The 20,754-nt window shown below is 57.0% G+C and carries 21 protein-coding genes; 10 read left to right on the forward strand and 11 right to left on the reverse strand.

Annotated features, from left to right (window positions below; genetic code table 11):
* Positions 1-5: 5 nt before the first annotated feature.
* The 6 genes from ASC85_RS14570 to ASC85_RS14595 are packed head-to-tail and all read left to right on the forward strand — an operon-like array spanning position 6 to position 6,103.
* Positions 6-785 carry a HalD/BesD family halogenase gene (locus tag ASC85_RS14570; protein WP_057449967.1) on the forward strand — a complete coding sequence of 260 codons (780 nt, stop codon included), beginning with the start codon at positions 6-8 and terminating at the stop codon, positions 783-785.
* Positions 769-1,536, forward strand: a complete 768-nt coding sequence (locus ASC85_RS14575; RefSeq protein WP_057449969.1) for an SDR family NAD(P)-dependent oxidoreductase — start codon at positions 769-771, stop codon at positions 1,534-1,536. Before ASC85_RS14570 ends, ASC85_RS14575 begins: the two co-directional genes overlap by 17 nt.
* Positions 1,537-1,545: 9 nt before the next feature.
* A complete protein-coding gene (locus tag ASC85_RS14580; protein ID WP_057449971.1) occupies positions 1,546-2,736 on the forward strand; it encodes an MFS transporter in 1,191 nt (396 codons plus the stop codon).
* The gene (locus ASC85_RS14585; protein WP_057449973.1) at positions 2,702-3,913 is read left to right on the forward strand and encodes an ATP-grasp domain-containing protein; all 1,212 of its coding nucleotides are present in this window, start codon (positions 2,702-2,704) and stop codon (positions 3,911-3,913) included. Before ASC85_RS14580 ends, ASC85_RS14585 begins: the two co-directional genes overlap by 35 nt.
* Positions 3,906-4,370: an OsmC family protein gene (locus tag ASC85_RS14590; RefSeq protein ID WP_057449975.1), complete on the forward strand. Its 465-nt coding sequence runs from the start codon at positions 3,906-3,908 to the stop codon at positions 4,368-4,370. The genes ASC85_RS14585 and ASC85_RS14590 overlap by 8 nt, the downstream gene beginning before the upstream one ends.
* 17 nt (positions 4,371-4,387) lie before the next feature.
* Positions 4,388-6,103 carry a DUF885 domain-containing protein gene (locus ASC85_RS14595; protein WP_057449976.1) on the forward strand — a complete coding sequence of 572 codons (1,716 nt, stop codon included), beginning with the start codon at positions 4,388-4,390 and terminating at the stop codon, positions 6,101-6,103.
* Between the two features lie 52 nt (positions 6,104-6,155).
* Here ASC85_RS14595 and ASC85_RS14600 read toward each other — a convergent pair whose 3' ends face one another.
* The 5 genes from ASC85_RS14600 to ASC85_RS14620 form a co-directional block, all read right to left on the reverse strand.
* The gene (locus ASC85_RS14600; RefSeq protein WP_057449979.1) at positions 6,156-6,728 is read right to left on the reverse strand and encodes an acyl-homoserine-lactone synthase; all 573 of its coding nucleotides are present in this window, start codon (positions 6,726-6,728) and stop codon (positions 6,156-6,158) included.
* Between the two features lie 147 nt (positions 6,729-6,875).
* The gene (locus tag ASC85_RS14605; protein ID WP_057449981.1) at positions 6,876-7,613 is read right to left on the reverse strand and encodes a helix-turn-helix transcriptional regulator; all 738 of its coding nucleotides are present in this window, start codon (positions 7,611-7,613) and stop codon (positions 6,876-6,878) included.
* 409 nt (positions 7,614-8,022) lie between these two features.
* Positions 8,023-9,144 carry a cell division protein ZapE gene (gene zapE / locus ASC85_RS14610; protein WP_057449983.1) on the reverse strand — a complete coding sequence of 374 codons (1,122 nt, stop codon included), beginning with the start codon at positions 9,142-9,144 and terminating at the stop codon, positions 8,023-8,025.
* Between the two features lie 109 nt (positions 9,145-9,253).
* Complete coding sequence (locus ASC85_RS14615; protein ID WP_003202401.1) at positions 9,254-9,595, reverse strand: nuclear transport factor 2 family protein; 342 nt, start codon at positions 9,593-9,595, stop codon at positions 9,254-9,256.
* A 51-nt stretch (positions 9,596-9,646) separates the two neighbouring features.
* On the reverse strand, positions 9,647-10,363 hold the full coding sequence (locus ASC85_RS14620) for a helix-turn-helix transcriptional regulator (RefSeq protein ID WP_018601589.1): 717 nt from the start codon (positions 10,361-10,363) through the stop codon (positions 9,647-9,649).
* A gap of 288 nt (positions 10,364-10,651) precedes the next feature.
* Here ASC85_RS14620 and ASC85_RS14625 point away from each other — a divergent pair, with 288 nt between their 5' ends.
* Positions 10,652-11,122 (forward strand): LEA type 2 family protein, encoded by a 471-nt coding sequence (locus ASC85_RS14625; RefSeq protein WP_057449985.1) that lies wholly within the window; start codon positions 10,652-10,654, stop codon positions 11,120-11,122.
* A gap of 1 nt (position 11,123) precedes the next feature.
* Here ASC85_RS14625 and ASC85_RS14630 read toward each other — a convergent pair whose 3' ends face one another.
* Entirely contained in the window at positions 11,124-12,047 is a 924-nt protein-coding gene (locus ASC85_RS14630) for a carbon-nitrogen hydrolase family protein (RefSeq protein ID WP_003202409.1), read from the reverse strand.
* Positions 12,048-12,133: 86 nt separating this feature from the next.
* Between ASC85_RS14630 and ASC85_RS14635 the strand changes: the two genes are divergently transcribed.
* Positions 12,134-13,042, forward strand: a complete 909-nt coding sequence (locus ASC85_RS14635; RefSeq protein ID WP_057449987.1) for a LysR substrate-binding domain-containing protein — start codon at positions 12,134-12,136, stop codon at positions 13,040-13,042.
* A gap of 3 nt (positions 13,043-13,045) precedes the next feature.
* On the opposite strand, the gene ASC85_RS14640 is transcribed toward ASC85_RS14635, so the two are convergent.
* Positions 13,046-13,300, reverse strand: coding sequence for a hypothetical protein (locus ASC85_RS14640; protein WP_003181187.1), 255 nt, complete (start codon positions 13,298-13,300; stop codon positions 13,046-13,048).
* Positions 13,301-13,460: 160 nt separating this feature from the next.
* On the opposite strand from ASC85_RS14640, the gene ASC85_RS14645 reads away from it, so the two are divergent.
* The gene (locus ASC85_RS14645; RefSeq protein WP_014338130.1) at positions 13,461-13,778 is read left to right on the forward strand and encodes a DUF883 family protein; all 318 of its coding nucleotides are present in this window, start codon (positions 13,461-13,463) and stop codon (positions 13,776-13,778) included.
* 164 nt (positions 13,779-13,942) lie between these two features.
* Here the strand turns inward: ASC85_RS14645 and ASC85_RS14650 are convergent, their stop codons facing one another.
* From ASC85_RS14650 to ASC85_RS14660, 3 genes are all read right to left on the reverse strand, one after another.
* The gene (locus tag ASC85_RS14650; RefSeq protein ID WP_057450002.1) at positions 13,943-15,820 is read right to left on the reverse strand and encodes a feruloyl-CoA synthase; all 1,878 of its coding nucleotides are present in this window, start codon (positions 15,818-15,820) and stop codon (positions 13,943-13,945) included.
* Positions 15,821-15,962: 142 nt separating this feature from the next.
* Positions 15,963-17,411 carry an aldehyde dehydrogenase gene (locus ASC85_RS14655; protein WP_057449989.1) on the reverse strand — a complete coding sequence of 483 codons (1,449 nt, stop codon included), beginning with the start codon at positions 17,409-17,411 and terminating at the stop codon, positions 15,963-15,965.
* A gap of 108 nt (positions 17,412-17,519) precedes the next feature.
* Positions 17,520-18,350, reverse strand: coding sequence for a p-hydroxycinnamoyl CoA hydratase/lyase (locus ASC85_RS14660; RefSeq protein ID WP_003202420.1), 831 nt, complete (start codon positions 18,348-18,350; stop codon positions 17,520-17,522).
* 213 nt (positions 18,351-18,563) lie between these two features.
* Between ASC85_RS14660 and ASC85_RS14665 the strand changes: the two genes are divergently transcribed.
* Complete coding sequence (locus ASC85_RS14665; protein ID WP_014338127.1) at positions 18,564-19,049, forward strand: MarR family winged helix-turn-helix transcriptional regulator; 486 nt, start codon at positions 18,564-18,566, stop codon at positions 19,047-19,049.
* A gap of 152 nt (positions 19,050-19,201) precedes the next feature.
* On the opposite strand, the gene ASC85_RS14670 is transcribed toward ASC85_RS14665, so the two are convergent.
* On the reverse strand, positions 19,202-20,509 hold the full coding sequence (locus ASC85_RS14670) for an OprD family porin (protein ID WP_057449991.1): 1,308 nt from the start codon (positions 20,507-20,509) through the stop codon (positions 19,202-19,204).
* Between the last annotated feature and the right edge of the window lie 245 nt (positions 20,510-20,754).

Raw genomic sequence — 20,754 nt, forward strand, 5'->3', positions numbered from 1 at the left:
GATCAATGATGGAATCACTAGTGCTCGCCGACGTGGTGGAGCCAACGTACCTCGATAAAAATTATTTGCAAAAGCTAAGCATTCAGTTCCAACAAGATGGTTATTTAACCTTACGGAATTTTTTATCCAAAGACGTCTTCAGTCTTCTGAACGACGAAACGTTCAAATTGCATGACTTAAGTACGAAACGTGACTTCGTCATGGCAGGATATGAAACGCCACGGGTGTTATCGGTGGCAGGCGGCAAAAAAATTCTGAAAAACACGATTTTTATCCCGAGTTTATATGTGCACCACCAGTTGCAGACAGTCCTGTCGCTGCTGACGCAAAATAAACTGTATACCGTCAAACATCAGGAAGAATGCATTGTCGCGAATTATCTTGATGGCCGGGGGCAGACGCACGGATGGCATCTGGACGATCCAACCTATGCGCTGATCATCGTTCTGGATGCACCCGCCGCCGGCAGCGGTGGGTGTGTTGAATATGTATCAAAATGGAAAGAACTGTGCGGCCACTTGGCCATCGATCCGTACAAGCAAGTGGACTTGGGATTAAATTTTGCCAAGCGTCATGACCTTATCAAAAGCGTGCATCTGGAAGCCGGCGATTGTTACATATTGAATGCTGGTGAAAACCTGCATCGAGTCACCCCTATCTCTGATAACTCCTCGCGCCGACGAGTCATCAATATGGCGTTCGATCATCGGGAGTCGTTCGCCTTCGGAAATACTGCCGACATTTTATATGCAGAAGAAGAGATCGAGCATGCGTTCGCGATTTGATGACCGTGTAGTAGTGATTACCGGCGGCAATGGCGGTATCGGAGCCGCCACCGCACGAGCCTTTGTGGCCGAGCGCGCACATGTCGTGTTGGTTGATAAAGTTATTGATGAAAATCTTTTGCAAACGCTTATTGACGCCGGAACAGAATCATCAGCCTATGCCGTGGATGTTGCAGACGCGGAACAGTGTCGGGGGTTGATCGAGAATATTATCCAGAAATATGGCCGCATCGATGTGTTGTTTAATAACGCAGGCATTACCCGGCGTGCTTCGGTGGTGGATACGACGGTTGAAGAATGGGATCAGGTAATCAATGTCAACTTGAGATCCATCTTCCTCATGTCAAAATTTTCGATTCCTCACATGCAACGTCAAGGCGGGGGCAATATCGTTAACACCGCGTCCGGATGGGGCTTGGTTGGTGGCGCCAAGGCGGCAAGCTACTGTGCATCGAAAGGCGGCGTGGTACTCCTGACCAAAGCGATGGCGATTGATCATGGTGCCGATAATATCCGCGTCAATTGCATTTGCCCTGGCGATACGCTCACGCCCATGTTGTTCAACGAAGCTGAGCAACTGGGACTCGAAAAAAATTCGCTGGTCGATGCCGCTGTGTCCCGCCCCTTAGGTCGAGCCGGCCTGCCTAGTGAAATAGCCAACGCCGTTTTGTTTCTGGCGTCCGATGACTCATCGTTTATTACCGGAGAAGGGCTGGTCGTCGATGGTGGCGGACTGGCTGGCTCCGCTTGAGGAAAAACCATGACCAACGCCATGCGAATATGTATTGTCAAATTATTGTTTACCGCCAGCAATTTCGTAATTCCGTTTTCAGCACTCTTCGTCAGCAAACGTTATGACTTCGACGCCAGTGCATTGGCGACGATGGTGACCATATTATCGGTGAGCTACTTGGTCGGTAATCTGGCAGGCGGGTACTTGGGAGACAAGTTTCAATCGCGCTCGTTGTTGCTGTTATTCTCTTTTTGCTCCCTGTTGGCCATGATTATTGGCTCACTAGGACTTCCGGCGACGGTTACATTTACCGCTATTTCACTTTTTGCCATCATGGCTGGGGCAGCGAATCCGGTATTGAGCAACTATCTGTCCAACAGCGTTGACGAGTCAAATCGCGAAAGTTCGTTCGGCAATCTGTACTTGGCGAACAATATCGGGATTGCCGTTGTTTTTATTGTCGGCGGCTTCCTCTTGGCACGTGGAGCCCAGTATCCGTTGTACTTTTTTACCGTCCTAAGTGCTTTGAGTTTTTTGTGTACTGCGTTGCTGCTCAAACCAGTTACAAGCTCGTCTATGTCGGGCAGTGTCGCCTCCATGCCAGTAGAGGCCGGCACCCTACCCGCGATAATCGTTTGTAGTTTCATCCTGTTTTTTGGTTTGGCGTTCCTCGATGCTCAGCGTGAATACCAATTGCCGGTCTGGCTGGACAGTTTAAATAAGGATTCAAGTTCGGTCCTGTTCGGCACCATCGGTATAGTCAACGCTGCGATTGTATTGCTGCTGACCAAATATGTGGTCAAGGTCACGTCGGCCATCGACCCCATTATGAATATGGGAATAGCGGCGCTGTTTTACGGTTTTGGATTCGGCATTCATTATTTTTTCGGCAGTCTGTATCCGGTATTGGCACTGGTCGTGCTATGGAGTATCGGAGAGATACTGGGCGCTACGTATATGAGTGTGTTCATTTCCAAAAACGCCCCTGTGCGGTACCGCGCGAAACTGTTTTCGTTGATCCCAGTAGTACTGACGCTCGGGAAAATCCTGTCGATCAGTACCACCACAGGTCTGGCTGCAGTCTATGGGATCAATTCAGGTTGGGGCCTGGCGTTCGGCGTAGGAATTTTGGCTTTCATATTTTCGATTTCGCTATTAGCGTTCACTAAAAAGGCAGGCGCAGATGACACGGCTCGGTATCCTTCAGCTACCTTATAACTTGGACATTTTGAAGCAAATCACGACACAGCTTTCACATTTCAATGGGCACGTTTTTCTTATCGATACCGACGCCCGCATTTCGACCGTGAAAGAATTCGTGCTGCCTTCCAATCTCCATTTCGTCGCGTGCGACTCGTATGCGGTCGATTGTATCCAAGCGCTATCCGTTGATCTGCGGTTGGATAATTTGATTTCATTGGCCGAGCTTGGGTTAATGCCTGCGTCCCAAGTCAGAGATCAACTTTCCATGCGCGGGCATGGGGCCAAGGTGGAGAAGAATTCGGTCGATAAACACGCGATGCGCGTTGCCTTGGCCGAGTCAGGTTTGACGAAGGTTCAATTTGCAAAAAGCTCCATTAGTCAATTACCGGATGTGCTTGCTCGATTCGATCTTCCCGTGATCGTCAAACCGGTGAGCTTGACGGGCAGCATCGGCGTGCAGCTGATAAAGGAGATCGCGGACGTTGCCGATTATTCGAAGCGGCTGCAGAACAATGCGTACGCGAACGGCTGTGAACTGATCGTTGAAAGTTTTTTGCCAGGGGCGGAATTTAGCGTCGAAGGGCTGCTGCTTGATAATGAGATTCATATTTATGGCGTGACCGAAAAAGAAACAACGGAGCAGCCATACTTTGTCGAAACCGGCCATCGTTTTGACAGCAACCATCGCTTGTTGCCTTGGCTGCATCCTGCTCTGAAAGAAATTTTCCAGTCGCTTGGGATGTCCATCTGCCCGTTCCACGTCGAATTCAAGATTGTCGATGGCTGCTTGGAAATCATTGAGCTCCATAGCCGCTTTGGGGGGGATTTCATCACCAAGCTTATTGAGTATTCGTCGGGCAATAAGGTATTTCTTGAGTACGCCGACTTTTTGTGTTTTGGCACACTGCCTTATATCAATCGCACGCATGCTCAAGTGACGGCCGTTAAATTCTCAACGGTTTCGGCAGGCCGGATCGCCTCGGTCTCGCCATTAAGTGATGCGTTTATCGAAACACTGTTGGAGCATAAAATCGGGGTCAAAGAGGGGGATGACATCAATCCGGCGACTGGCTACTATGATCGCCCGGCTTATTTTATTTCCAAATTTAAAAACTCAGACGAAGAAGCTTTTTTTCAAACGGCCTTCAGCCAATTCAAAATTTTGACCGACAAGAGCGCCACACATGAGTGAACATCATTACGAAGTCGAAATTTCCTGGACCGGGAATCGCGGAACGGGCACCTCTGCCTATAAAGCTTATGGTCGCGATTTTACTGCCATATCCCAGGGAAAACCTGTTTTGCAAGGATCGTCTGACCCTGCGTTCCTGGGAGATCCTGCGAAGTGGAATCCCGAGGACCTGCTGGTCGCATCAATTTCGGCGTGCCATAAACTGTGGTATCTGCATTTGTGCGCCGTCAACAACATTGTTGTGACCAGCTATGTTGATAAAGCGGTAGGCTACATGGTGGATGAACATCCTACGCGTAAAGGCCACTTCACCAAGGTGATACTGCATCCACACGTTGAGGTGACGCCGACTTCCGACAAGGAACTGGCGATTAAACTGCATGACGAAGCGCATCACGAGTGCTTTTTGGCTAACTCCGTGAATTTTGAAATTCAATGTGAACCCACGATAAAATAACGGCCACAGGTATCGGGATGAACGCTCTTGTACAAGGAAGTTTGCTGCACGAAATAGGCCAGCGATCGTTGGCAAAATATCTTGAATATCGGCCGAGCACAGCTTTATTTTACGATCTTTACGAGGCAAGTGAGCGCGCGGCGTCAGCCTCGAAAGTCGAAGACTACACTGTCGCTTGCGAGACGGCGTTGCGGTCCGAGATGCGCAGCATGGCCAGCGCTATACGGAAGCAGATCGAACCAGGAATAGAAGCCGATTGGAAAATCCGCTTGCAAGCACTGTCCTCGCAACTCGATATCTTCGCCGGGTACACAGATGCGCCGGTTGGATACATTGATACTTGGGCAGGTCATATACCCTTCATCATTAATCAGATCAACGGCCCCCTCATTGATATACCTGAAGCATTGGCCAACAGTTTTGCGGTGACGAGCGAAGCAGATGCGATTTTTTACGTACAGCGATTGACGTCGCTGAGTCACATGATTGCGAGTGTAGTGGACAAATTCGAGCATGATCGGAAACAGGGCTGGTATGCGCCTGACACCATTTTGGCTAGAGCCGTCGACACATTGAAATGTTATATTTCCTCACCCTTCAACTTGCACCCTTTGTACGCCTCGTTCGAGCATAAACTTAAGCTTTGTGAAGCAATTACAGTTGATAGCCGGCTGTCTTTTTTGAACCATGCTGAATCCGTCCTGAAATCATCCATTTACCCGGCGTATTCAGTGGCTATCGATACGGTGGAGCGCTTTCTTTCTTCGGACCATGCGCCTGTCTATTCGGTCCTTGATCTTCCCGGTGGAAGCCAGTACTACCAAAATGCCCTGCGCTATCAGGCCAATAGCCTCGATGGTACGTTGCTTCACCAATTCGGGCTGGAACAGATAGAAGCAATCAATCACCGGTTGGCACGGTCTTCAGCTAATTTTTTGGACGCTGAAACGACGGAAAGCTACTTGCTGCGCCGCTCTGGGCGAAGCCTGGAATCGTTTGATTTTACGCAGGCCCTATTGAGCTACCTGGAAGAACTCAACGAACGGGCACGCGCGCTGGCAGATGATTGCGTCAAGGGCGTGAATCTTGAAGATCTGTCATTCAAAGCAATACCACCGGCGCTAGAGGCTTCGGCACCGTTTGCCAAGTACACCCCTGCGGGAAAAAAAACGCCGGCCATTTTCTGGGTCAACGCGGCGAAGGTTCGACAAATGCCTATCAGTTTTCTGGAGGTGGTAGCTTTTCACGAGACGGTACCTGGACACCACTTGCAGTTCTGCGTCGCGAGGCAGAACCATGCACTGCCGGTGCTACTCCAATTAAGTCTATTCAACACCTTTATCGAGGGCTGGGCGACTTATGCTGAAGGGCTCGCATCAACGCTCCAGTTGTATACAGACGCGGTCAGTGGCGAAAATTCGCACATCAGAACCGAGCAGTTACGGGCTGCGCGTGTCGTCGCGGACACCGGACTGCACGCCAAGGGATGGACGCGCAACCAAGGTATAACCTTTTTGGAGAAGACGGCCGGGCTCGACACGGACGACGCTGCCGCCGAAATCGATCGTTATCTAGCGGTTCCCGCTCAAGCAGCGGGCTATCAAGTAGGGCTCGCGACGATCCGCAAGCTTCATTCCGATGCGTGCGCGAAGTACGGTAACCGTTTCGATTTGAGTCGTTTCAACGCAACGCTTTTAAGCAATGGTGCTGTGCCGTTCAGCTACCCAGGCTGAGGAGAGAGCGTGCACGCGTCATGCAAGCTCTCTATTCGGCAGGTAGGTCGTATTATTCCAATATGGCCTTTCTGGTTTGTTCCGATAGGTGAATTTTCAGAGCAACGGCACGTTCTACGCCGATTTTCAGAGCCGGACCGAGTCGCTGGATATGAATGCCCGAACGAATGAGCATTCGCTCTACGCCGACGGTCGTCACGGTTACATAGCTTTCCAGTTGTTGCTCGAAACCAAAGGCAATGATGGTTTTTATCGCTTCGGCGGTGATATCTGAAAAATTCATCACTCGTTTGTTTTCAGCATTAATGGCAAATCGGCTTAGTTCCCAGATGTTTTCCGCACAGGGCGCCTCTTCCCCATTTAGCAACTCGCTGAAGGTGTGCTTGAGCATGTACGGTCCCGACGTGGGTAAAATACGCCAGCAGCCTTGCACCTCATTATCTTCAGACGTTCTCTTGATGAGCATGTAAATAGGATCTAATGCGTCGTAACCATCAATGTCCATGCCATCTATAGTTTCGATGGCCCAGCCTTTACGTACTTTAAATACATCAGCACGTAGCTTGTACATGGAAATAATGGCTTGCTTGTCAAATTCGTTTTTATAACCCAATGAGTAATGCATTTGTTTCCCCTCGCCGAAATGTCCGAGGAGAATAATTCAAATAATTTCATCGATCAGCTATCAAAAATGATAGTGTCGACTGCTGCGCTTTAGCGATATATTGCCCGTGTCGTAATGCGGTCCAAAATACCTGTTCAAAGAGCCGGACTAAATATCGATGATACCGAGAGAATAAGCCTTAACGACCGCTGCCTTGCGACTATTAACACCGAGAATCTGACGCGCCTTGTTCAAGTGGAAGTTAATATTCGCCTCTGTACAAACACAAATGCGAGCGATCTCCCACGAGGTTTTCCCTATGGCGCACCACTTTAGAATTTCTATCGCCTTTTTTGATAGAGGGTAAAGTTCCGAAATTGTTTGGGTCAGTGGATTCGATGTGTGAAAGTAAGGCAAATAGCTGCCCAGGGCCAACTCCTTGATTAACATAAGCTGCGGAAGAGTATCAGAGATATGGCGGATCGTCTGGGGCGTGTTCTGAATATTATCCAGACTCAAGCTGAATGTACCCATTTCCCCGCCAGGGCCATGCAGTGGAAGGGTAATGCCACTCCGAAGTCCATGCACACAAGCCTCTTCAAAGAAATTTTTCTGTTGACTTGTCTCGTAGATACTTTCAAGCCAGATAATGGGGAATACCTTCGTAAAACTATGTTCCACTACCGGGTCAATGAAAGCGTAACCCGACCCATCATATTTTCTTCTCCAAGCCTCATCATAGTTGGAGTGTATGACGGCTGATGCCAAGGGGGCGGCGCCTGTTTTTTTCAAGCCGAACAAAATCCCCGTATAGCCCAAGTTTTTCGCGTAACGGGTTAACTCCTCAAACCATTGCTTTTCAGTACTCGACTGTAAAATCCCACTAAACTCTCCTAAAGCCAGCAATTTCCGTTCCCTCTGAATGTTGCATCCTGATGTCCTAATGCCAGGCAGTCATAGCAGCTCATCAATGCGGCCATGCGTGTGCTGATTCTGCACCCAAATGGGGCGCAAACGTTACTGCTCCTAATCGGCCACGAAAATGACAATTATTATTAATTAAAGCTGGCCAATTGGTATCTGCGGCTGAAAAATAAATGCTTTAAAGGGGTGATGTCAAACGTTCGCGCCCTTCCCTACTGCCGATTTTTTCGGTCTATACAGCTCGGCCAAAATCAACTCAACCTAAAGGAAACTCCGAATGAAAGCTTTCCGATTTGGCAGATACCTCAGCCCCATCGCCGAGCCTCCTCGATAAACTTTTCATTTCACACTTCTGAAGTACCGTGGCTCGATACCGTCAGCCAGACACGGGTCAGGCTTGCTGACCAAAACGTTGCATTTGCATTTCCTGTAGGCGGCTGAGGGTACGGCGAAACGGGAATTGCAGATAGCCCTCTGTATACAACTCATCCATCGGCACCTGGGCCGAAAGGCACAACGGCACCTTGCGGTCGTAACACTCGTCGACCAGCGCGATGAAGCGCCGTACGCCATCGTCATGGATCGACAACTGCGGCAATTCGCGATCACCGGCCTCGACCCGTTCGACACCGTCTTCGGTGCCACGGGCAATGCGCCCTTCGCGTTGTTCGGCGCTCAGGCACGGCACATCACTGAGCAGGATGACGCTGAAGCGGTCGCACAGCGCCATGAAGTCCAGCGCCGAGAACGGTTGCTCGCATAGGTTGGAGTAACGGCTCCAGAGCACGGTATCGCTGGCCTGGACCGGTTCAAGCAGGCGATGACCGACCTCGATCGGCGCGCTGTTCGACGCTTGCCCGGCGGTCAGCTGGATGAAGACATTGGCCAGCGGATCAGGTTGCCCGGGATCGCGCAGCCAATAACGCTGTTGCAATTGGCCTGGGTGCTGGCGATGGTCTTGCCAACCGTTCACCGGCACGACCTGCATATATCGATTGATCGCGGTGATGGTCGGCAGGAAACGCTCACGGTTGTGGCCGTTGGCATAGAGTTCTTCCGGCGGCAGGTTGGAGGTACTGACCATCACCATGCCCAGCTCGAACATCACCTGGAACAGGCGCCCGAGGATGATTGCATCGCCGATGTCGTTGACGAACAGTTCGTCGAAACACAGCACCCGGACTTCAGCACTCAACTCCCGCGCCAGGGCCTGCAAAGGATCCGGTGTGCCTGTGAGCTGGAACGAACGCTGATGCACCCATGCCATGAAATGATGGAAGTGTTGTCGACGGGCCGGCACCTTGAGGCTTTCATAAAAGCGGTCCATCAACCAGGTCTTGCCACGTCCCACCGGGCCCCAGAGATAAACGCCCTTGATCGATTTGCGACCTTCGTGCAACGCCTGGTGGCATTGCTCCAGTGTCATGATGGCCAGTTCCTGGGCCTCGTCCTGGACGAAGCCGTGGTGTTCGATGGCATGCTGCCAGGCACTCAAGGGGGAGTCGAAAGTCATACGGCCCGGGTCCGGAAAACGAAGGTGGGGAGTATGCCATGGCAGGCGATTGCAGGGGAGCAATGGTCTGTGGGAGCAAGGCTTGCTCCCACATACTTGGGTGCAGAACCTAGATTGAGATATCCAACCGACTGATCTTGCCCTGCTCATCGAGCCGGAAGGTGTAGCGCAACTCCAACGGGCTGCCGGGGAATGTCCCGGAGATCAGGTTCTGCACCAGCACCTTGCCAGTGCGTTGCTGCACATTGAGGACTTCCACCCGCGGCTGGAAGCGCTGGGCGGTGTCTTCCATCCATTGGGCGATGGCCTGGGTGCCAACACGGTGCTGGCCTTCATCGAACACGTTGGCATCCTCGGCGAAGAAACGCGTCACCGCCGAACTGTCACGGGCATTGGCGGCCGCGATGTAGCCGGCGATGGCCGGGGCCAGGGAAGAGACGGGATTGGACATGGTACGGCTCCTTGTTTTATCGATCTGGCACCATGCTAGAACAGCGTTGTGTCAGTTTTTGTCAGGAGTGAAACGCCCGGTTTCGTCCAGCTTCATCAGCGCGAACCAATCGCGCAGCAAGTCGCTGCGTCGGCCTGGATAGCGCTCGCCTTGCTCAGTGGCAGAGGCAATCCGGTCCGTGCGAAAAGTCCGATAGGCGCTGCGCAATTCACACCAGGCCACCACCACCCGCGCTTCATTGAAAAAGCCCAGGGCCAGCGGCCAGATCAAGCGTTGGCTCGGGGTCTTGTTCACGTCGGCGTAATCGATATGCAGCTTGGCCTGGGCGCGAATGGCCTGGCGGTACACATTCAGTTCCACCGTGTTCTGCGGATAGCCATAACCCGGTGGGCCCGGCAGTACCGTGGGGTTGCGCAAGGCGTCTCGCACATCGGGGGCCAGCACTGCGGCGACCTTCGCCAGGGCGTCGGCGGCGGCCTTGCCCAGCACCTCGTCGGCGCGCTGGTCGACGTAGCGCAAGCCCAGCACAATGGCCTCGATTTCATCGGCGGTGAACATCAGTGGCGGCAGGAACAGGCCGCTGCGCAAGACATAACCGATGCCCGCCTCGCCCTGGATCGGCGCGCCGAGGGCGGTGAGTTCGGCAATGTCGCGGTACAAGGTGCGCTCGGAGACGTTCAGTTCGCCCGCCAACGTCGCAGCGGTGACCGGGCAACGCTTGCCGCGCAGGACTTGCAGCAAAGTGAGCAGACGTGTGGTACGCGACACGATGGACAGTCCGCAAAGAAAAAGATGACGCAGATTAGCAGAGGCTGGTGTCAGAAACTGTCAGGAGCCATGATCCTTGTTTGGACCCAGAGCAAGGTGGAATTTGCCCCCGCAAGGCTGTGGGAGCAAAGCTTGCTCGCGAAACAGACACCTCGGTTCCTGAAAGACCGCATCGCCTTCATCGCGGGCAAGCCTTGCTCCCACAGGGTGGCTTGCCGTTGTCATGGGCCGCTGTGGGTTATCGTAGTCAATCGTTTCCGAGTTTTTTCCTTTCTTGAGAGTCTATCCATGCGCAGAATCCTCGGCTTTTCCATTTTCCTGATACTGCTCAGCCTGAGCGCCTGCGCCCTCTTCCCGCACCGTGACCCGCTGAACATCAACGTGGTCGGCATCGAACCCTTGCCCAACGAGGGCCTGGAGGTGCGTTTCGCTGTGAAACTGCGCGTGCAGAACCCCAACGAAACCGCCATCGACTACAACGGAGTGGCGCTGGACCTGGAGGTCAACGACCGTACGCTGGCGACGGGGGTCAGTGACCAGAGCGGTTCGATCCCGCGCTTTTCCGAGGCGATCCTCAGTGTCCCGGTGAGCATTTCGGCGTTTTCGGTGTTGCGCCAGACCTTGGGCCTGAGCCAGACCCAAAGCCTGGACAACCTGCCCTATGTGCTCAAGGGCAAGCTCGCCGGCGGCGTATTCGGCACCCTGCGCTTCGTTGACCGTGGAACCCTCGACCTGCCGGGTTCCGCCGCCAGCTGGTGAATCATGCCGTGAAGCGCACGCCGGGCTTGGCGCGCTCATCCACCACCAACTCGAACACATCCGGCCTGGCGTAATGCCCCACCACGTCATAGTCGTAGCGCGCCCGCACCAGTTCATCGGTGTCGATTTCAGCGGTCAGTAACCCCGCCGTGTCTTTCAGCGGCCCGGCCAGCACATCGCCCATGGGCCCGACAATCACGCTGCCACCGGCAATCAACGGCCGCTCGGCCGGCCAATGCGCAACCTCGATACCCAGGGCCTGCGGCGAGGCCTGGACCTGACAGGCACTGACCACAAAGCAGCGACCTTCGTGGGCGATATGGCGCATGGTCACCTGCCACATCTCCCGCTCATCCACCGTCGGCGCACACCAGACTTCCACGCCTTTGGCGTACATCGCGGTGCGCAGCAGCGGCATCATGTTTTCCCAGCACACCGCCGCGCCGACCCGACCGACCTGGCTGTCGATCACGGGCAAGGTCGAACCATCGCCCTTGCCCCAGATCAGCCGCTCGGTGCCGGTGGGCATCAACTTGCGGTGCCGGGCCACCAAGCCTGCATCGGGTTCGAAATACAGCGCGGTGCAGTACAGGGTGCTGCCGACACGCTCGATGACGCCCAGCACCAGGCTCGCCCCCGTACGCGCCGACAGCCCGGCCAGCGCTTCGGTTTCAACGCCGGGAACGTCAATGGCATTGGCAAAATAGCGGGCAAACGCCTCGCGCCCCTCCGGCAACCGGTAACCCAGTTGAGTCCCGAACCCCTCGCCCTTGGGATAGCCACCCAACAGCGCTTCAGGCATCACCACCAAGCGCGCGCCAGCCTCGCGAATGGCCTCTTCGTAGGAAAGGATCTGTGCCAGGGTCTCGCCCTTGCCGCCAGGCAACGAGCCGATCTGCAGGGCAGCCACAATGGATTTGGGCATGGTTTTTCAACTCCTTGATCATCAGGTGTTGCTGATTCTCAAGCAGCGGCCGATCATGAATAAAGCCCCGAATGCTGCTAAATGATATGAGCCTTATAAATATCGCCGACATCGACCTCAATCTGCTCAAGACCTTCGAAGCCCTGCATGACGAATCCAGCGCCAGCCGCGCCGCCGTGCGCCTGGGCGTGACCCAGTCGGCCATCAGCGCAGCGCTGCGCAGGCTTCGCGGTTTGTATGACGATCAATTATTCGTGCGCACCGGCCGGGGCCTGGCGCCGACGCTGCGGGCCAACCAACTGAAGCCGGTGATCAGCGAAGCACTGGATAAATGCCGCCAGAGCCTGGCGATGGTCGACCCGGATGCCAGCCATTACGAAGGCCGCTCGGTCATCGTCGGCCTGTCGGATGATTTCGAGATTGCCCATGGGCGACGCCTGATCGAAGAAGTGGCCCACCGCGCGCCGGGCCTGCGCTTGATTTTCCGCCAGACCCACAGTCAGATCGTCGGCCGGGCCCTGATGGAGCGTGACCTTGACCTGGCGATCACAGCGGGCGGTTTCGCCCAGCGGTTGCTCAGCCGCCAGGTGTTGGGCGAAGGCGATTACGCCTGCCTCCTGGACCCGGCGAGCCTGGCGCAGGGCCAACAATCCCTCAGCCTGGAGGCGTTCGTGGCCCGAGAACATCTGCTGGTGTCTTCGGGTGGTTTCATCGGCATCACCGACGAAGGGCTGGCCGGGCTTGGCCTGAGTCGGCGAGTCTGCGCCTCGACCACCCACTTTGCCGCGTTGCCGTTCCTGCTCAAGGGCAGCCAAGCCGTGGCGACCATCCCGACCCATGCCGCCCGGGCCATCGCCGACCTCAGCGGCCTGGCCTTGCTGCCCTGCCCCCTGGCATTGCCCCGCTACCCCATCGAACTGGGATGGCGAACCCACACGCAAATGGAGCCGACAATGCTCAAGGTTCGCGAGGCCATTACGGCAACATTCGCCTGAGGCTTACTTGTTGGCAGCCATCAGTCGATTGACCTCACTGCGCACCATGTTGGCGTACTCCGGCGGCGACATGCCGTCCAGTTCGGCACGCACCCACTCGGCCCACTTGCCCTTGCGTTTGGAGCGTTCGCCGAACAAGCGGGCAGCATCGCCCTTGGCTTTGCCCAGGTTGTTTTGCCACAGTTCAAAAAGTCGGGATTTTTCGTCTTCCAGCGCGGCGCGCTCGGCCAGGGGCTTGTCAGCCAGATTGAAGCTCATGGAAATTACCTGTTGCGTAAATAGGCGCCATCTTACACCTTGGAGGGAAACGTCTTAACCACGATTTGTGGTGGGCTGCGCCGACAAGGCCAAACGTTGCAACTTTTGCACAAGCGCAGCACTCCATTGATCAATGCCATCATCAGCAAGGAGTACTTCAATGGCCCGTAAAAGCACCGTGCAAGCGAATGGAGAGCAAATCAAGGATCAAGCCTTCAGCGAACTGAAGGCGTTGATCGAAGAATCGGAGAAGCTGCTCAAAAGCAGTGCCTCACTGGTGGGTGAAGAAGCTGACGACCTGCGCGGCCAGATCTCCCAGAAACTGCAACAAGCGCTTGATTCGGTCGCCAGCGCACGGGAGCGCACCCGCCCCATGGTCGACGCCACTGAAGTCTATATTGGCGGCCACCCCTGGCAGACCGTGGCGATTTCCGCCGGTTTCGGGCTGGTGGTGGGTTTGTTGCTAGGACGGCGTTAAATATCACAAACCAGCCCCAGACCTCATGTGGGAGCGAGCTTGCTCGCGATGGCGGTGTGTCAGGCAACATCTCTGCTGCTGCACCACCGCTATCGCGAGCAAGCTTGCTCCCACAGGAGTTTGTGGATGAGCCTGCCACTTATGAACATCCACAAGGTCTTGCTTTAAGCCACAGGTCCCGCCCGCAGGATCGACACATCCTCCCCGCGATACAGCGCCTCGACCTTCCCCGCCCGCCACTGCAACACCGCCCGCTGGTTGATCGAGCCCTTGTCGGTGATTTCACCGCGGTCGATGGACGCCGGTTCATCGAGCAAGGCGATCCACTCCACGCGACTGGCGTTGCCGCTGGCTTCGCGGTTCAGGCGTTGCAGCCAGTCGGCGAACCATTGGCGCACAGGCGGGCTGGCGAGGACTTGGGCGTCGCTGGCGTCCGCGCCCAGGCCTGACAAGCGCCGGCATTCAGCAAGCCGTGGGAACACCAGCGCCCCCAGGCACTCGCGATCCGGGGCGGTAATCACCAGGTCCTGGACGTAGGGCGTGCCCTCCAGCACCGCCCGGTTGCGCAACGGCCCGACGCTGACGAAGACACCGGAAGACAATTTGAAATCCTCGGCGATCCGCCCATCGAACATCAACCCCAGTTGCGGATTGCTGGCATCGGCCAACTTGATCGCATCCCCCGAACAATAGAAACCGTCCTCGTCGAACACTTCGGCAGTCTGCTGCGGCGAGCGCCAGTAGCCGGGCATGATGTGCGGCCCGCGAAAACGCCCTTCAAACTTGCCATCCACCGGCACCAGCCGCACCTCGCAGCCAGGCGCTGGAAGGCCAATGTAGCCGGCCATGGACAACGGCCCGGTGGTGAAGGTGCAGGACGGCGCCGCCTCGGTCATGCCCAGGCCCGCCATCATGCGGATACGCTCGCCGCAATGCTGTTCGGCGACCTTGTCGAGCCGGTCCCAGGTGCTTTGGGACAAGCCAGCCGCCGCAAAGAAGAACAGGCTGATGCGCTTGAAAAAGCGCTCGCGCAACTCACCGTCCCGCTCCAGGGCGCTGACCAACTCCTCCCAACCCTTGGGCACGGTCAGGTAGGCGGTCGGTGAAATTTCCTTGAGGTTGCGCAGGGTTTCGGCGAAGCCTTGGGCGGTGGGCTTGCCGTCATCCAGGTAGAACGTCCCGCCGTTGTACAGCACGATGCCAACGTTGTGGCTGCCACCGAACGTGTGGTTCCACGGCAACCAGTCCACCAGCACCGGCGGCGCCTCGCCGAACACCGGAAAGGTCTGCAGCAGCATCTGCTGATTGGCGCAAAGCATACGCTGGGTGGTGATCACGGCCTTGGGCAGTTTGGTGGAGCCCGAGGTAAACAGGAACTTGGCGATGCTGTCCGGGCCGGTGGCGGCGAACGCCTGCTCGGCCTCCACGCCACCGGGTTGGGCCAGCAGGCTGGCGAAGCTTGTCCTCGACCGGCCAGCTATCTCGCCACGCACCGTGATCAAGGGCACGTCCGCCGGCAATACGGCAGTGATTGCCCGATCGAACGGTGCGGCTTCGCTGACAAATACCAGCCCCGGTTGCAACAGATCGCAGACGTGACGCAGCTTGGCGAAATCCTGGGACAGCAATGAATAGGCCGGCGATACCGGGCAATAGGGAATACCGGCGTACATCGCGCCGAGGGCCATTTGCAGGTGCTCGATGTCGTTGCCGGAGAGCAGCGCCAAGGGTTTTTCCGCCGACAAACCGTAACCGAGCAGGCTTTGGGCGATGGCCCGGACACTGTCGAGCATTTGGGCATAACTGACGCGACGCCAGTCACCGCCGGCTTCACGGGCGGCGATAAACGTCTGCTCCGGGCGCACCTCGGCCCAGTGCACCAGGCGCTCGAGCAATCGCGTCGGCAGCGGGGCCAGGGGCTCCAGGGAACGCATGTGCAAGATGCCACGCTCTTCCCGGACTTCGACGGCAGGATGACCAATCGACACCTGGCGATACCGCCCGGCCTCGGGTCGGGAGGACGATCTGGACTCGGAACTCACGTACATTTCCTCCACCAAGGCACACTCGGGTCGCGATGCGAGCGGAGCGTGGCAGCACTAGGCTGCGGCCTTGTCATTATTATTCTGGCCTGCATCAGGGGCGACGGCGTTCAAGGCTCGACCGCCCGCGATGCGACGGGTTTCAGATCGGGTAATGCCGGGGACCGTTCTGCAAGGTCACCCAACGCAGCTGGGTGAAATGCTCGATGGACGCCTTGCCGCCAAAGCTGCCGTAACCGCTGGACTTGACCCCGCCGAAGGGCATCTGCGCCTCATCGTGCACGGTCGGCCCGTTGATGTGGCAAATGCCCGACTCGACCCGCTGGGCCAAGGCTAGAGCACGGCTCGTGTCGCGACTGAAGATAGCGGCCGACAGGCCGAACTCGGAATCGTTGGCCAGGCGCAGCAGCTCTTCATCGCCTTCACCGCGCAGAAGCACCGCCACCGGCCCGAAGGACTCTTCGCGGTACAGGCGCATCTGCGCAGTGACGCCGTCGAGCAAGGTTGGTTGCAGGATGCTGCCTTCCAACTGTCCACCCGTGACCAGCGTTGCACCTTTGGCCAGGGCATCGTCGATCAGCCCCTTGATGCGCTGGCCGGCACTGACGTCGACCAACGAGCCCAACACCGAATCAGCGGCCGTCGGATCGCCGGCGCGCAGGGTGGCGATCTTGGCGGTCAAGCGGGTGATGAACTCATCCGCCACACGGGCATCGACGATCAGTCGCTCGGTGGACATGCAGATCTGGCCCTGGTTGAAGTAGGCGCCGAAGGCCGCCGCTTGCACCGCGGCGTCCAGGTCGGCGTCGTCCAGCACCAGCAGCGGAGCCTTGCCGCCCAGCTCCAGCAAGGCCGGCTTGAGGTGGCGCGCCGACAGTTCGCCGACGATGCGCCCGACGTGGGTCGAACCGGTGAAATTGACCCGGCGCACCGCCGGGTTGGCGATCAACCGCTCGACAATGGCCGGCGCATCGGCAGGTGCGTTACAGATCACGTTGACCACACCGTCCCCCAGCCCGGCGTCTTGCAAGACCTGGCCGATCAGCCGGTGCACCGCCGGGCTTATCTCGGAAGCCTTGAGCACCACGGTGTTACCGCAGGCCAGGGGCATGGCGATGGCGCGGGTGGCGAGAATCACCGGAGCGTTCCAGGGGGCGATGCCCAGCACCACGCCGCAAGGCTGACGCAGGGCCATGGCGAAACTGCCAGGCACGTCCGAAGGAATGATTTCGCCATTGATCTGGGTGGTCATGGAAGCGGCTTCGCGCAGCATGTTCGCCGCCAGGTGCACGTTGAAACCGTACCAGTTGGCCATGGCACCGGTTTCGCCGGCAGCGGCGACAAATTCACTGCTGCGGGCTTGCAACTGCTCGGCGGCGCGCAACAGCCGCGTCCGGCGTTCGTTGGGCGCCAGTGCGGCCCAGGCGGGAAACGCCGCTTGGGCAGCAGCTACCGCGGCGTCGGCATCTTCCAGGGTGGCGGCGGCCACGCGAGACACCACCTCACCCGTCACCGGGTTGCAGCGTTCGAAGGTCCGGCCGTCACGGGCCGGGCACGACTGGCCGCCAATCAACAGGGGCACGTCCAGCATGGTGATTCCTCTTTATTGTCTTTATCGGGAATACATCGCAGCGGTGTAACAGTAACGCCAGGGCGACGCAGCGAACAGCGGGATGCGGCCTGCCATTCGCCTATCGTTTCAGCGCTTATAGGTTTGCAAGCCCGGCTTGATGCTCTTGTCGTCCAGGAACTGCTTCATGCCCTGCTCGCGGCCACCTTCGGTGTCGAGCAGGCGCGACTGGTCGAGCTTGGCGTACAGGTAATCCTCGTTCTGCTCCCAGGTCAGTTCGCGGCAGCGCTTGAAACCATGCTTGGCGGCCCGCAGCACCACCGGGTTCTTCTCCAGCAGGTTGCGCGCCAGCTCCACCGTGACTTCACGCAGCTGCGCCAGGGGCACGCTTTCGTTGACCAGGCCCATCTCGGCGGCTTTCTGCCCGCCGAAGGTCTTGCCGGTCATGATGTAGTACAGCGATTGGCGATGGCCCACGGTATCGGCCATGGCCTTGCTGACGAGGTTGCCCGGCGGGATGCCCCAGTTGATTTCCGAGAGACCGAAGGTCGCTTCGTCGGCGCAGATCGCCAGGTCGCACGCCACCAGCGGACTGAAACCGCCACCAAAGCACCAGCCGTTGACCATGGCGATGGTTGGCTTGGCGTACATGCGCAGCAGCTTCCATTGCCATTGCGAGGCTTCGCGACGGATTTTCTCCTGGAGGATTTCCGGCCCGGCATCCACTTCGCGGAAATACTCCTTGAGGTCCATGCCGGCGGTCCAGGCATCACCGGCCCCGGTCAGCACCAATACGCCAGCGGCCGGATCCTGCTCCAGCGTCTCGAGCACGTCGATCATCTCGCGGTTGAGGGTCGGGCTCATGGCGTTGCGTTTTTCCGGGCGATTGAGGGTGACCCAGGCGATGCCCTCCTCGATATCGACCTTGACGGTTTTCCAGCGACCTTCGTAATTGCTCATGATGCGTGCTCTCTTGTTCTTGGCTGAAGATGATCAAAAACTAAACCGGAAAATTAGTTATGTCAATTAACTATTAATCGATTTATCTGTATTTTTCCGGGCCTGGATCGAGGGTTACAAATCTCGAATATGCGCGAGCCCATAGCCAGGGCGCCGCAACCCCGGCAAACTGGATAGCCTTGTTAACCACTTACCTTGAGGAAGTTCACTTCGATGGCCAAGTCTTCCAAGCTTGCCGAACCCGCCGAGCCCCTGGCCGCTGGTACCGACGCGCAAGCGCCGCTGGACTCCGCGCTGGACGACCTGATCGGTTACGCCCTGCGTCGCGCCCAGTTGAAACTGTTCCAGAACCTGATTGGCCGGCTTGCCGTCCACGATCTGCGCCCTGCCCAGTTCTCGGCCCTGGCGATCATCGACCAGAATCCCGGCCTGATGCAGGCCGACCTGGCCAAGGCCCTGACGATCGAACCGCCGCAAGTGGTGCCGCTGCTGAACAAGTTGGAAAGCCGGGCCCTGGCCGTGCGTGTGCGGTGCAAGCCGGATAAACGCTCCTACGGGATTTTCCTGAGCAAGACTGGCGAAACCTTGCTCAAGGAACTGAAACAAATCGCCGCGCAGAGTGACCTTGACTCCACGGCGACCCTTTCAGGAGCTGAGCGTGAGGAGTTGCTGCGGTTGTTGAAGAAGGTTTACCAATAAAGGACACCGCTCCCCTGTGGCGAGGGAGCTTGCTCCCGCTATGTGGGAGCAAAGCTTGCTCGCGACGAAGGCACCTCGATTCCTGAAAAACCGCAGCGCTTTCATCGCGGGCAAGCCTTGCTCCCACAAGAGCAAGCCTGGCACCTGTAAACTCACCAGATCGGCACGCTGTACGTCACCAGGAATCGGGTCTGGTTCTCGTCGCGAAACGCCGCCGTACCCGGGAAGTCGTTGCGATAGATCGATTTGCGCGCCAGCAGCCCGACGTTTTTCAGCGGGCCGCCCTGGATCACGTACCCCAGCTCCATCTGGAACTCGCGCTCCTTGCGATCCTCGGCATTGAGGGCCGCCAGTTCGATGTGATCGCCACGCACATAACGCAGCCGACTCCGCAGGCCCGGCACGCCCACGGCGGCAAAGTCGTAGTCATGGATCGCCTGCCAGGTGCGTTCCTTGGCATTGAGGAAGTCCGAGCTCATGGTCATTTCGCTCAAGCCCATCAGCTCGGTGCCGGACACATAAGGCGTGGCCGTATCGCCACTGGAATGCATGTAGCCCAGGCTCACGCGATGGCCACCCAGGCGATAGCCGACCAGCGCCGAGACATTGCGGTTATCCACCTTGCCGGCCTTGGCCGCGCCGTCTTCGTCGCTGAAAAAACTGCGCAGGTCGGTGGTCAGGACGCCATCGCCCAAGGGCAGGTTATGCAATAACGCCAGGGTGTTCTGTTGATACAAATCCGCCACTTCGGCGTGATAAGCCCGCAGGCTGAGGTCTTTGTTGACCTGGTAGTCGCCGCCCACGTACGCCATATGGGAAGACGTCGCCGCACCGTTGAAACGACGGTTGGGCGAGGCGATGCTCATCGGTTGGTAGTCGGTGGAATCGCGCCGGGCGATGCGATCGATATAACCGGTGTTCAACGTCAAGCCGTCGATGTCCTTGGAACTGAGGGTCGTCCCGCGAAAGGTCTGCGGCAGCAGCCGCGATGGGCTGGCAAAGGCAAACGGCAGGAAGATCGACACATCACCGGTCTTCACCGTGGTTTGCGCGAAACGCAGCTTGCCGGTCACGCCCAGGCGCGAATACTCATCCGCCGCGCGCTTGTCGCTGCTCGACACCGGCAACAGTTCGGTGCCGCTTCGGTCAGGCGACGAGTCGAGCTTGATGCCCAGCAATCCCCTCACGTCGAGGCCGAACCCAACCGCCCCGGGGGTAAACCCCGACTCGACGTTCATGAACACACCTTGAGCCCACTCCCTGGCCGCGGTCTTGGCGCCGTCGTCCTTGTAGTCGCGGTCCATGTAGTAATTGCGCAGAGTCAGGGTGCCGTGGCTGTCGTCGATGAAGCCCTCCGCCCGCAAGGCGGCAGCCCCCAGGCTCAGCCCGAGACAGGCCAGCAGATGAACGAGCGATGAAACAGGGCGCGCCGTCAGGGCGGCCCTAGCAAGGTTTGGCATGTTCGATATCCACTTATTGTTGTTTTGTTCGGCCCAACCTTGGTGCTGAGGGCCGTGGGAACCAAGAATGGAAACCGCACGGGGGCTTCGTCAATCAACAATGACCGATAATCGAACATTAATATCATTAACTAATTTACCAACTGACTTGAAGATTCGTACCAAGCCCCTGATTTTTATAATGATCTGGCCAGTTTATGACTCCGCATCGGCATCATTCATTTTTTAGTTAGCTTTGTTAATCT

This window comes from Pseudomonas sp. Root401 (assembly GCF_001425105.1).
In the GTDB taxonomy this organism is placed as follows: Bacteria; Pseudomonadota; Gammaproteobacteria; order Pseudomonadales; family Pseudomonadaceae; genus Aquipseudomonas; species Aquipseudomonas brassicacearum.